Annotated in this window: 11 protein-coding genes; 2 read left to right on the top strand and 9 right to left on the bottom strand. The window is 51.0% G+C overall.

Translation table 11 applies throughout. From position 1 onward, the window contains the following. Window positions 1-29 precede the first annotated feature (29 nt). Together AC3WS9_RS11080 and AC3WS9_RS11075 are read left to right on the top strand one after the other, a co-directional pair. Entirely contained in the window at window positions 30-1,661 is a 1,632-nt protein-coding gene (locus AC3WS9_RS11080) for a major capsid protein (RefSeq protein ID WP_492488315.1), read from the top strand. Window positions 1,662-1,712: 51 nt separating this feature from the next. Further along, entirely contained in the window at window positions 1,713-2,489 is a 777-nt protein-coding gene (locus AC3WS9_RS11075; RefSeq protein WP_492488313.1) for a hypothetical protein, read from the top strand. A 288-nt stretch (window positions 2,490-2,777) separates the two neighbouring features. On the opposite strand, the gene AC3WS9_RS11070 is transcribed toward AC3WS9_RS11075, so the two are convergent. The 9 genes from AC3WS9_RS11070 to AC3WS9_RS11030 form a co-directional block, all read right to left on the bottom strand. Continuing rightward, entirely contained in the window at window positions 2,778-3,344 is a 567-nt protein-coding gene (locus AC3WS9_RS11070) for a winged helix-turn-helix domain-containing protein (RefSeq protein WP_492488311.1), read from the bottom strand. Window positions 3,345-3,886: 542 nt separating this feature from the next. After that, the gene (locus AC3WS9_RS11065) at window positions 3,887-5,425 is read right to left on the bottom strand and encodes a GGDEF domain-containing protein (RefSeq protein WP_492488309.1); all 1,539 of its coding nucleotides are present in this window, start codon (window positions 5,423-5,425) and stop codon (window positions 3,887-3,889) included. Window positions 5,426-5,872: 447 nt separating this feature from the next. Then, entirely contained in the window at window positions 5,873-6,343 is a 471-nt protein-coding gene (locus AC3WS9_RS11060; RefSeq protein ID WP_282495239.1) for a YqeJ family protein, read from the bottom strand. After that, window positions 6,330-7,094: a winged helix-turn-helix domain-containing protein gene (locus AC3WS9_RS11055; RefSeq protein ID WP_492488307.1), complete on the bottom strand. Its 765-nt coding sequence runs from the start codon at window positions 7,092-7,094 to the stop codon at window positions 6,330-6,332. Before AC3WS9_RS11055 ends, AC3WS9_RS11060 begins: the two co-directional genes overlap by 14 nt. Window positions 7,095-7,149: 55 nt before the next feature. Further along, a complete protein-coding gene (locus AC3WS9_RS11050) occupies window positions 7,150-7,842 on the bottom strand; it encodes a fimbrial biogenesis chaperone (protein ID WP_492488305.1) in 693 nt (230 codons plus the stop codon). Further along, complete coding sequence (locus AC3WS9_RS11045; protein WP_492488303.1) at window positions 7,814-9,157, bottom strand: fimbrial protein; 1,344 nt, start codon at window positions 9,155-9,157, stop codon at window positions 7,814-7,816. Before AC3WS9_RS11045 ends, AC3WS9_RS11050 begins: the two co-directional genes overlap by 29 nt. After that, a complete protein-coding gene (locus AC3WS9_RS11040; protein WP_492488301.1) occupies window positions 9,154-11,634 on the bottom strand; it encodes a fimbria/pilus outer membrane usher protein in 2,481 nt (826 codons plus the stop codon). The genes AC3WS9_RS11045 and AC3WS9_RS11040 overlap by 4 nt, the downstream gene beginning before the upstream one ends. Continuing rightward, entirely contained in the window at window positions 11,621-12,334 is a 714-nt protein-coding gene (locus AC3WS9_RS11035) for a fimbrial biogenesis chaperone (protein WP_285154264.1), read from the bottom strand. Before AC3WS9_RS11035 ends, AC3WS9_RS11040 begins: the two co-directional genes overlap by 14 nt. Before the next feature lie 13 nt (window positions 12,335-12,347). Continuing rightward, window positions 12,348-12,902, bottom strand: a complete 555-nt coding sequence (locus AC3WS9_RS11030; protein ID WP_282495233.1) for a fimbrial protein — start codon at window positions 12,900-12,902, stop codon at window positions 12,348-12,350. Window positions 12,903-13,356: the final 454 nt, after the last annotated feature.

Below are 13,356 nucleotides of genomic sequence, written 5' to 3'. Positions count from 1 at the left end.
AACCCTTTTGGAATCTTTTGGAGTTGCTTATGAAACGTCGTGGTAGCTATCTTGGCCGTGCTAACCGGTCTCACATGTCCCATGATTTCGGTACAATACCGTCTACTAACATCCCTCGGTCTGTCTTTAACAGGAGCTCGAACTATAAAACAACGTTTAATTCTGGCTGGCTTATTCCCTTTTTTGTGGATGAAACTTTGCCCGGTGATACTTTCCATCTCAAAACATCTATTCTTGCTCGTCTTACTACGCCTATTACACCATTTATGGATAACCTGAAATTAGATTACTTTTTTTTCAGCGTTCCTAATCGTCTTGTCTGGGATAATTGGCAAAAGTTTAACGGTGAGCAAACTAACCCTGGTGATTCAGTTGATTATTTAATACCTCAGATTAATACTGGCGCTGGTTATCGTGCTGGTGATTTGGGTGATTATATGGGATTGCCGATTGGCGTTCCTAATCTGTCTCATAGCGCATTGCCATTGCGCGCTTATAATTTGATATATAACGAGTGGTTCAGAGATGAGAACTTATGTGATTCTGTTCCAGTGGATAAAGGTGATGCCGATGGTGACCCGACTGACTTCCGCTTAAAGCGTCGTGGAAAACGTCATGACTATTTCACCTCGTGTCTTCCATGGCCTCAAAAAGGTGACGGTGTTGAGCTTGCTCTCGGTACACCTACGCTCACAACTCAGGATGGATTAAATTTTCAGTTCACTACATCTGATGGTGCTCAATCGTGGATTTCTCCTCTTGCGTCTGAATATGTAGCCGGTACTGGTCCTCATATTATTCCTACTAATACTGATATGAGCTCTCAATATTTACGCATGACTGGCTTTGGTGATAATCCTGGTCTTTCTATTACAAATACTGACGCCCTCACAATTAACTCATTGCGTGAGGCCTTCCAGCTACAACGTATGCTTGAACGTGATGCGCGCGGTGGTACTCGTTATACAGAGATTATCCGTTCTCACTTCGGCGTTATTTCGCCGGATTCCCGCGTACAACGCCCCGAATATCTTGGCGGCGGTACGATTGATATTAATGTGAATCCCGTGCTTCAAAACTCTGCTTCAGACTCTACGTCTCCACAGGGTAACCTCGCTGCGTTCGGCTTTGCGGGTGACTTCCGTCATGGCTTTAGTCATTCATTCGTTGAACACTGTACGATTATCGGTATTTGTTGCGTTCGTGCTGATTTGACATATCAGCAGGGTATTCCGCGTATGTGGTCTCGCCAGACTCGCTATGATTTCTTCTGGCCTACGCTTGCTCATCTGGGTGAACAGGCTGTGCTCAATAAAGAGATTTACGCGCAAGGATCTGCTGTTAAGGATGCTGACGGTAATCCGGTTGATGATGGTGTGTTCGGTTATCAGGAGCGTTATGCGGAGTATCGCTATGGTATGTCGCAGGTGACTGGCAAGATGCGTTCTACGTCTCCTGAATCGTTAGATATCTGGCATCTGGCCCAGAAGTTTGACAGCCTTCCAACCTTAAACAAGGATTTTATTGAGGAGCATCCGCCCATTGATCGTGTTATTGCGGTGCAAAATGAACCTGAGTTTCTTATGGATGTGTTTTTTGACCTGAAGTGCGCGCGGCCGATGCCGACTTACTCGGTACCTGGTTATATCGACCACTTCTAATATCCAAGCGCCCTATGGGGCGCTTTTTACTTCCTGCAGGAGTAACAAAAAATGGGTTGGGCAGATGCTGCTATATCCGGTGCTATTGATGCTGCCGGTTCTCTTATTTCTACGGGTATGACTAACAGTGCTAACGCGCAAATGTCTAATACGGCTGTATCCCGTCGTGTCGCTGATTTAAAGGCCGCTGGGTTAAACCCTGTGCTTGCTGCCACAAATGGAGCCATACAGGGTGCCAGCACGCCCCAGATGCAGAATCCCTATCAAGGGGGCGCTATGACTAAGCTATACTCAGCCTATCAGCAGTCCAAAGTTGCCGACGCTGCTAAGCAAAATTCGCTTAACAACACGGCTCAGACCGCATCTACGGTCAATCTTCAAAAAGCACAGAGTGCTAAAAATGTCGCCGATACAGCGGTTGCCGCTGGTCAGCTTAAGGTTCAGAACGCTCAGGCGAACTTAATCAATCAGCAGGCCACTACCGAATCTGCAAAACGTGGGCTTATGGCCGCGCAGACCGGCTTATCATCGGCGCAGGCAGTCAAGACTAATTATGATGCTGTACAGTCAAAAACTACTGCGGATTTCTTGAATACACCTGAAGGCGCTGAACGTGCTCGAACTAATTATTCTGGTAATAGTACTCTCGGTACTTTTGACACTATTTGGCGTCGTCTTCACGAAGGAGCCCATTCCGCGAAAAGCGTTAAGGATCGTAGTACTGGTAATCATGTTGTACCTCCTCAAGTCCGTCAGCGCATACGCTCTTCATTTGGTATGAAAAATGATGAACCTGAGGTTATCTACCCAATAAATTCATGGAGGTAATATGCGTCGTCATCGTATGTCTAAACGTGGTTCTCGTAAGAGTTTCCGTCGTCATTCTGGAACCCACAAACGCAACCGCCCTCGCCGCTCGGCCCGTGGCGGATACCGCATCTAACATGTTGATAACATGTATGTAAACATGTTGTAGAGTTGTTACGTTTCAGGCTTATTATGTTAAATGCAATATGTAAGATAAACAACGTCATATCCCACCGTTGCTCCCCGGACCCTCTGAGCCCTGAGCGCCAACAGTCTCACCTTCCCTGCACCTGTTAAGTCACCCAGGCTTTAGCAATCAAGACTGATGTTAAACATAAACCACACCATGAACCCAATCGCATTCAGCAGTTGAAAACCCGTCGTGACCAACAGCGAGTGCACGATGAGATTTTTAACAATGGCGTAATGCACTTTTCCGGTTCTTCTGACATCGGGCGAACGCTTGCCATCTTCTCCTCCGGTTGCACCAGGATTCCCCAATGCACTACTGGGCGGCGCCAGAACTTCCGACTCATGGCTCACGTCGTCTGATGGTTTAACCTCGCAGCATTGGAGATTTAGCACATATCCTTTCCCTGGCACTGTTTTGATAACTGACTGGTTTTTGCCATCATCCCCAACAAATGTGCGTAAAGCATGTATCGCGTTGGTCAGGCTGTTTAGCCCTACAATCCTGTCATCCCAGACGGTCTCGAGCAGATAATCTTTTTGGCATAAGGTGCCCGCGTTTTGAATGAGCACACAGAGTAACTTAAACTGGAACTCGCCCACCTTCACTTCCTTGCCTGTCGCAAGATGATAAAGAGTTTCAGTGTCGAGGTTGATCAACCAGCCATTAACAATATTATATTTCATCAGCCTGTCGATGTTTCAGTAAGGAATGCATGGAATATGGGTTAAAGGACAAAAACATGTTGTTGTCGGCGATGAAGTGTTCGGAAATAATCCATATCAATACATTCAGACAATAAACACTCAATGATAAACAAAGAAGCCAAAAATAATATAATCAGTAAAATCTGCTTTTTAAGACTACGCATATTGAACGCTGAGCTATTGAAAGGTGAAAATCAAAATATGATTTAAAGCGCAGGCAATATAGCATCGTTTTTTAAACAGGAGTTAAACAGCGTTAATGATATTGACTGTAAATAAAAAAGGCATTGTAAATCCTGCGCTTTTTTTACTTAAATAAACATAAGGCTGTTTATAGCAAGTTGTTATAGGTAATGTTGTATTGTTTTCATTTGCTTTGCATGCTTTATATTTGAGTGTTAACGTTCTGTTTAATAATATAAACACCACAGTAAACTATTTTCTGCCGACTTTCATAAACAGGCAGAGAGAAACGCTATGCCTCCCCTCTGCCCCTTGCTTTCAGTATCCTAACTCAATATTCAGCGGGGGGATTCACGATGAACAATCACCCTATTCTTCCCGGCCTGTTTGGCTTCATACAACGCTAAATCAGCTTTCTCTACCAGAGCGTGCAGATCCTCGTCAATGCGACAGGCCAGGCCGCAGCTGAACGTCAGTACCAGATCCGCCTCTCTCCACTCACGCTCAGAGACCTTTTGTCGCCATTGGTTTAGATATTCCAGAGCCTGGGTCTCATCCATATCCAGAAAAAGTATGACGAACTCTTCACCGCCGTAGCGATAGGCGCTGATTCCCTCACGAATCCATTCTGTCGCAGAGCTTCCAATATAAGTAAGGATTTTATCCCCAACGGGATGACCGTAGGTGTCGTTAACGGATTTAAAATTATCAATATCGATAATGGCCAGATGTATCCGCTGATTCTTTTTAATGTAATGCGTGAAGTCTTCTTCCAGCTTTCTTCGGTTATAGAGACCCGTTAAGGGATCTGTTCTGCTCTGGGTTTCTATATCATTGAACTCGGCAGTCTTGTTTTGGATCTTAGTAAAGATAGAGCTAATATCATGTGCCTGCGTATTCACATCTGCCCCATCAAGACCGTAACTGATTCGCATCATCACGTTGGCGACATAAAGCTTACAAATCAAAGCCAGCCCGACGTAGTAAATGAGACAGGAAATAGCGATAAAGATGAGTGCATTTAATGATGAATTAACTATTTTTTTAAATTCGTCATTATGAAGTGTAATGATAGTTATCCATTCAGGATTGGGATTAATACTGTAGTGGACATGCATTTCTGTCACGTCGTCATAGAAAAAACCGCTCACATCATGAAACTTCGGCATCCAGTGTGTTGGCACACTTTCTCTCAATAGCTTGCGTGGGTTTTCATGAAGTATATAAGTACCATTCCTGTCCACGACAAAGGGAGAACTATTATAGGGGGATTGGATATTCTTCAGCCCCAGGGAGATACTGGCCATATCTAAATCAAAGGCGACGCTACCGATTTTATTCCTGTTAATATCAAACAAATTCATTGCCGCCGCGACTCGCTTCTCTCCGGATTCATTTCCTTCTGCATCCAGCACGTTATAGGCAAGAGTGTGGAATATTTCACCCTCCCGGGTATTATGCGGAAACCATGGACGATCTGTCGGTGTTTTTATCTTTGACAAATGTTCAGGAATAACCCGAAATTCTCCGTCGGAATTGTAAAGCATGGCATTCAGGAAAAGATCGTGGGCATTCAAAAACTCATGGACCACATTGACGATAGGACCACCGCGATCGTTAATATTAAACTGGCTGTCTTTTCTTAACGCAAGTGATTGTATTCGTTGAAATGACTCATCAATGCTGCGCAGATAGGTCTTTATTGATTGTTGTGTTGTATTATGAGCGGTGTACCTGAGTGACTCATGAACCACCGAGGTCATTTTTATTTTACTCTCATAGTAAAACCACCCGCAGAGCATCAAAAACGGTATGAACATGATGAATAAAACAAGGTTGAGTAATTTGCCTAAAGCGTTTTTTTTATAAAGCAACATTATAATTTACAGTGTAGTTTCATATGAAAGTTCGGCATATTAAACGCACTGTAATGCGTATTCAAGGCAAAATTCTCCACGCCATAAGGAATGAGCTCAAGGCATTAGTAACACTTCATAGTTATAACTTTAATTAATAAATGTCAAAGAGACAGAAACATAAAGAATAGACACAATAGGCGATAAAAGGTCACCATTACGCCTGATGGTAAAATGCATTAAAAATCAGTCAGTAACTTCATATACGCTAACCCCAAATTCTTAATTTCATCCAGCGGCCAGGGCGAAACCCTGGATGATCCCCAATGAAAAGATTAGAAATTTTAACATTCCGCATCTGCGCTTTCCTCTTTGCAGGCTGCCTGATGGCTTTATTATCATCAATAAAATAGCCATCGTTCTGCACTGGCGGTAAACGAGCATGCAGGCCAGACGGCAGTAGTTGACCTACTGCCGACAAAACACCGACGGCGATCGGCTGGTATAGAACTGCCATGTGCTGCTGTTGAGCCGCAGTATGCTGAAATAGAACGGTTCTTTTGCCTTCAGGTAAAAATCGGGCAGCGTCCTGAGGAGTAGCGGGTTTATCGTCGCCCCACCCTCACTGGATGCGACATTTTCTGATTCGAGGAAGTAATCGTCATCTTTGCGGGTGAAGGTAAACCAGACGTTCTGATTAATTGGCATCGTCTCGGCATGACTATCGGTAATTTGTCCGCGCAAAATAGCGACTCCGCGGCTACCGTTGAAAACGTATCTGACGGAAATATCGCCGCGAATATCCGGATACTCCATGACCATTTCCCCGGAACAATTGAAATGCGATCGCTGCCAGTTCTCGAACATTAACATCCCAACAATTGTCAAGATTACGGCGACAATGATGAAAATCACCCATTTAATATTACGCACCCACATTTCTGGACTCCGTGAAATAATAATGTGTTACGCAGTCATTATCACGCCAGCGACTATATTGCTGGCGACAGGTTAATGCCGAGATGCGCGGAAAATTGGGATACATCGTGAGATAAATCCAGGGGTAACTGTGACAGTCGAGCTGGCTTGCCTTTATAAATTGCTGATGCTTATCAAAATTCAGCACGTCCTGATTCCCATTCCAGTGACACCCTTTCACCAGGCTCAGGGGCTCATAGCGGCTCAGCCTCGAATCGAACTGTGCCTGCCAGGTGACGATCCCGGCCACAATGCAGCTCACCGCTGCGGCCACTACCCACCAGAGCAAACGCCTGCGCGGCGCTATCGGCGCGGTTTCTATCGCTGAAACAGGCTCAGGCAACGGCTTTTCGCTGCGAGGCTCTTCGGCCTCCTGCTCAACCACGTTCAGCTGCCGTTCCAGGCGGATGCCAACTTTCGGCACGGTGACGATCAGCTCTTCATTCAGGCCAAGCTCTTTAAACGCGCGCCGCAGCAAGGAGATGTTTTGATAGAAGGTATTATTTGTGACCTGCGCCCCATTAATAAACCAGACGTGTTCAAAAAAATAATCGCGCTCAATGACCTGGCCCTGTTGCTGAATTAACAGGTATAAACAACGCGTTGCCGGATTACTTAACGCAATGCGTTTCGTTTCATCGGATTTTGCGTGTAAGACGTTTCGCTCCGGACTGAATATGACAGTGCCGTTGAGCAAAAAAACTTTTGCCATCTTGATCCCTGAATGTGGATTTTTGTCAATTTAGCTGTAGTAAGTTCATTCCTGGTTAATTCACGACAGCTGAAAATCCCCAACGATTTCCTTCATCGTTAATCACCACAAAGTTTATCGTATTATTCCGTCTTTCAGGAGGTACAGAATTAAAAATCATGCTCCGTGAATGCGGTAAAACCACTATTCCACCTGTGGAATAGTCTCCGAATGAAACCTCAGCCAGAGTTATGTTCCAGGAACTATCATTTACAGCATGAATCATGCCGCCTTCATAGCGAAAACTCAGAAGATTGATGGATTTTTCAGTCAACACGCCTGTGTTTTTCGGTCGCCATAGGACTTTAAGCTGATTTCTTAGCGTAAGGCGCACTTTTTCACCAGTCGGCGCGTTCTTCATCTCCGGTGGAATTTGATAAACGTTGAGCCAAAACAGGGACTCACGATCCTGATCCAGGCCCTTACCCGTGGTCATGATCCGCAGTTCACGCTGCTCGCCCGGCTGAATTTTCAGGACCGGGGGCAGCACCACAAAAGGCGCACTGGCCTGGGATGGCCCCTTCTCTGGCGCTCCGTCATCCACCCAACTCTGGACCACTACCGGATAATCACCGTCATTCACCAGCATCACCCTGCGCTGCGTCTCGCCGTGGTTGAAGACGACGCGGGTGGTGCTGATATTGACAGCGGCCTGTACGCTGAACGCCAGCAGCAAGACGCTACTGAATACGCAGTAAAACCTGGACATGTGACTGATAACTCCCCGCCGTTAAGGTATCCGCTCCAAAGCTCGCCAGACGCGCCTCGAAGGTTTCGCTGTAATAGTTCACGCCGTCCTGGCTACCGTTCTGCTGCGTATTGCTGCCAATAACCGGCATCCAGCCGCCTTCCGAGCCGCTGCCGGGTGTGGTCACCGCCATAAAATTCACCGAATTTCTGGCCCGATACACCTGCACGCCCACGCCGCGGGCATGTCCGGGCGCGCCGTATTGCGCATCGAGTAGCCAGGTCACGGTTTTACCGGTGATCAGGTTAAAACCCCAGGCGCTGTTGACGCTGCTTTCCGGGGCGAGTAACCCCATCGCCACGTTGCTTTTTCCTGTTGCCACGCCCGACACCACCGTCGATTCGCAGGCGAAGCCAATCTGGAACGGCGCGGAGGAGTACTCTCCGCGTTTCAGCTGCGCCACCGAGATAACTGGCAGATGCACCACCGGGGTGAAGTCTGTTACCTGGCACATCGCCGCTCGTTTAACGGTGATCCCGTTCCCGTAAAGGCTGATCACCGACGGCCAGTCGTTGGCCCACCCCGCCCAGTTACCGCCGCGATGCGGCTGCCCGACCTTAATATCCCAGGATAACGTCCCCGGCCCGCGAAATACCACGTAAGCATTGGGGTTCACATAGCTGTTGTAGCTGGCGGACTGTGCCTGGTTGGCGTAATAGCGCGTATCCAGGGTTTTGATCAGCTCCGCGCTGATCGTTGAGAAATTCTTGGCCTTAATCAGGAAATTGCCATTGGTGTCGCGATCCAGATTTTCCATCGGACGCTGCTGCCAGCTGTCGGTGAACACGCTTCCCGTTGCGTCGTGGGTCAGACGCAGCGCCACATTTTTCATGACCGTCAGCCGGGCGCCCGGCACATCCGTGGCTTCATACCAGCCCGCATAGGCATCATCGCCGTTGGTGGACCAGGCTTCATACAGCTGCCCTGCGGTATCTGGCGTACAGCGGAAAAAGACCTGTTCCGGATCATACCCGCCGCCTTTATGGGCGTAGGTGGTGAACGGAATTCCGCCGCCGGAAGTGAGGATCGTCCCCGCGGGCTGGAAACTGTTATTGCTGGTCACGTCGACAGACTTACTCAGCCCCGGCAGCAGCCCGTTCCAGGCATCATTTCCGCCGCCGGATCGCCAGTCATTGGCGATGCCGTCCGATGCATCGCTCAGCCGGTGCGTTCCCTGCGCGCCGCTGCTCCCCGCTTTATAGGGATAGATAATGTATTCGCAGGCGGCCTGCACGCCCGGGGACAGCAGGGCCAACAGCAGGAGAAATCGTCTCATGATCGTCCTTTCACTTCGCAGGCCAGCGTTAATGCAATCAGAGGCTCTGCGCGTTGTTGTTCGTTAAGTTTCCACGGCAGCGAGCAGTCGCTCCCGTCGATCGTCAGTCGCCCCTGCTCGTCTTCTACGCGGGCATAGACCTGATTTCCCTGCGCAACCATCCCCACGATGCGACCACGTTCATCGATCACCGATGCCCCTACCGGAAACGTGACATCGTCACTTACCGTAATGAGTAACGGATACCCCGAGAGAGTCGCAAAGCGCAGTTTGACGGCGGCTCCGGCCATCGGTGCGATACGGCGCTGGCTCTCCTGGAGTTCCGCGCTGGTGTTCATTGCGCTGCCATCGAGGGTGACGTTGTTATAGCGATAAGGCGTTAAAGACGGGACCAGTGCGTAACCCCCGCTGTTGACCGTCGCGCCCTGCCCGCCGCCGACTCTGGCCCCTTGCGCGCCGGGTGCTTCCACCAGGGCGAAGGTGTCGCCCACCCACGGACCCGCGACAACGCCGTGACGATGCACGACGACCGCACCGCGCACGCCTGCGGTCCACTGCTGATAGTTTTGCGCCTGCGACACGCTGCCGTTCAGCGTGCCGAAGGCGGTGTTTTTCTGTAGCGATCCGCTCCAGTCGGTCACATCGCTGGCCTCACCCTGCCCCTGCTGCCAGCCCGTGGAGAGCGCATAGTTGAGGGTTTCATCGCGGTCGAGTGCGCCGGAGATCGCCACCTGCGCATTGCGCCCGGCCTGCCGGGCCTGACTCGCAGACAGTGCCAGCGTGTGCTCGCGTTCGCCAAAGCTGAGCGGTACCGAGAGCGTCAGCGTCGCCACATTCTCTTTTTGCGCCTGGGTACTCTCCCCGCTGCGCCACCAGGTGTCCTGCCGACTGAAGGAGACGCCAAGCGTCACGCGGCCAATGGTGGTGTTGTATCCGGCCTGCAGCTGGTTACTGTTTCCACGGCCACCGTAATAATCCATCATCGAGCCAGAGATCCACAGATTACCGTAGCCGCCCAGCGTCTGGTTCAGGGTAGCGGTAAACTGGTTGCGCTGGCGCAGGGTGTCCGAGCGCCACTCCTTATCCCCCCCAATGACGCTTCGCTCGCCCAGCACATCGCCGTAATCACGGTAGCCCTCGGTAGAATAGCGATATCCCGCCAGCGCCACGTGGGTGCCGGTCGGACTGAAGGTCTTGCTCCAGTTGGTTTGCAGACGCCAGCCGCTCAGGGACTGAGACGCAATCCGCGCCCGTGATCCGGTGAGATCAACGCCAAAAGCGCCGAGTGTGGTCGCCAGCACGCCACCGATCAGCAGCGCCTGGTAATCTTCGCCGATCCGCACCGCGCTGTTCGCGGTCAGCAGATTGCTCATTCCACGCTCCAGCGTGAAGTCGGCGAACAGACCGTCGGCGGCGCTGTAGTCGCGGGTTTTGCCCGCGACCAGACCATAGCGCCAGACGCCGGGGCGCAGCGATAACGGCACGCTGGCGTAGGGCACCGTGTAGCCGCTCTTTTTGCCGTCTGCCCCGGTAATTTCAACCTGTAGATCGCCATCCCAGGCGGTATTCGGCAAATCGTCGAGCACAAACGGCCCTTGAGGCACGCTGGTTTCATACAGCGTACGGCCATTTTGCTTGACCACCACCCGCGATGGCGTTGACGCCGTACCGCGCACTTCAGGGGCGTAGCCGCGCCGCGACTGGGGCCACATCCGCTGATCGGTTTCCAGCTTGACGCCGGTAAAAGCCATACTGCCGAGCAGATTACCCGGCGTGTAGCTTTCCCCGACGGTCAGCACGCTTTCCAGTCTGGCGATCGGATGCTGGAGCCAGGTTTGCAGCGCATCCCAGCGCTGCGTTTCGCGGTAGTCATCGCGCCGCCAGTTCGCAGAGGACTGCTGGCGGAACTGCCAGCTGCCGAGGTTAAATCCGCTGCTGAGGCCGAGCCAGCCGTAATCGCTCTGCTGGCCGCCGTTCTTATTGTGATAGACGTGCAGGTTATAGTTGCTGAACAGCACGCTCTCACCGCTCTGCCATTGCGAGGGCGGAACATAATCCTGCGGGGTGCGCTTAAGCGCGGCCTGGGGCACGCTCAGATTGAGGCGCAGCAAACCCTGATCGAACGTCCACTTTCCGCCGCTAACGCGAACTTCAGGCGCAAGACAGCCATCAGACGGTGCATTTTCCGCCTCGACTACCCCCTGCTCATCCCAGAATTTGACCGGGAGGCAAGGCGTTATACGCCCGTCGGCATCCGGCTGAAACAGCACGTCATCGCGCGCAACATACTGCCCGTTCAGCCAGATATCGACGCTGTAATGTCCGGCGGCCACCGCATCCTGATCGTTGAACTGCGTCAGCCCTTTTTCGTAGCCGCTGCCCAGCAACAAAGCCTCATCAAAGATATATTCGCCAGCCAGAGCGGGTGTCACGCCGGGCAGAATCAGCCACCACCAGTGAGGATTAATGGCTGACATCGCCAGGGTTCCCTGGCGTCACGCGCCCGGCTAAGGTTGCGCCCTGATCGTTAATCCAGCGCATCTGAGCTTCACCCACCTGCTTAACTGTCGCGGGCCATGAAACCGTCGTCCAGGGCGCGACAGTTTGACTTAAAATGCGCTGTTTTTTCCCTGCACCGCTGACATCCAGGGAGGAGAGCGCAAGGTAATACCCGCTGTGGTTACGCAAAAACAGTTTGCCGTCCTGAAGCCAGACGCGACTGGTGCGCGCCATTTCCAGCGGTGAGCCCGCAAGATCCTTCGGACGCATCAGCACTTTTACCCGACTGCGCACCAGGACCATGAGCTGGTTATCTGGCTGCGCGCCTTTTTCCGTCGGTGGGATCTGCACAAAATTGAACCACCACAGGGACTCCCTGTCCTGAGCGACCGGTTTACCGACGTAGCGCAGACGAACCGTCTGCCCCGAATGGGCCGCCAGCCGGAAGACTGGCGGCGTGGTGATAAAAGGCGCGGTCGCCGTTTGCGGGGCCGATTGTGCGTTGCCCTCATCCAGCCAGACCTGAACCACACCGGGGAAATCATCGCGGTTGGTCAATTGCACGCTGACTTCGCGGCTGTCTGCCGGATAGATAATCCGGCTTCCGGTCATCACAATACTGGCCTGCGCGCTGGCGCAGATCAGCATTCCGGCTAAAACACTCGCCATTCCTTTCATCACCGGTGCTCCCTTACAGGTAGGAGATGGCGTACTGCACGGAACCCACCACCGTGCCGGCGGTCGCCCCGCCGTTCGGGCTGAAATACTGCACGGCAAAGTCGTGCTCACCGGCAGTGCTGCCTGCCGCGACGGTGATCCCGGCAACCGGCGTCGCATCACGCAGATCGATGGCCGTGGTCCCCGCGCTGTCGGTCATCAGCTGCAGTTCAACGTTTTGTGCCGTACCGGTATTCGCCAGGTTACCGCGCTCGGTCATGTTGTTGGCGACGAATACGGTTTTGATGTCCAGTGCATCCGCATCGACGGTGCAACCTGTCACCCCAAGGGTAAATGCCGTCAGACCCGCTGAAGAGGCCGCCGTCGCCAGTTCGCTTTTGGCGACGGTCGGCAGTAACACCACCGGGCGCGCATTCACACCGTTGATGGTGACTTCGCAGGTCTGCTCGGTGACCTCGCCTTTAAAGGTGATGGTATTGGCCGAGTCAGCGTGAGCCGTTTGCGCGATGACGAGCGCGAGGCTTCCTGCAACAAATAAACGGCTGGCGTGTGAAGGTTTGATTTTCATATTGTCTGTCCTTAATAAAGAAATACCCTGGCAGCCTGACTGGCAACGCAATAGCACTCCTCCGCAGGGCGCGGAATATTTATTTGCGTGGAGTAAGAGACCAGTGAGCTTATGTACACCATAGGATTAACCCTACGATGATTGCTAGTTTAAGAAAATTCCCAATAATTAAAACCTTTGTTTTCTCAAATAACAAAAATGCGATCTTAAATAAGATTAAATCACCTTAAATGCACTCTAACCTGTTGTTTTGTAGTGTGTTGAAAAACATCGAGACATGTTAAATTAATTTTTTCTTAGTTGCCCGATCCCTTTGAAAAATCCCTCCCATGAAGAGTGTCATTAATATTAATGCGATTTTCGCATGCCATTCGGCCAACCCATGTCGCCAACCCAGCCTTCTGGAGTGCGTTTTTTGACCACAAAAAAACAAACTAGAAAGCATTGCTTTCTA

The organism is Lelliottia sp. EB106-05-01-XG201, assembly GCF_058791735.1.
The sequence above is the reverse complement of the archived record's forward strand: the minus strand, read 5'-3'. Positions and strand labels throughout refer to the sequence as shown.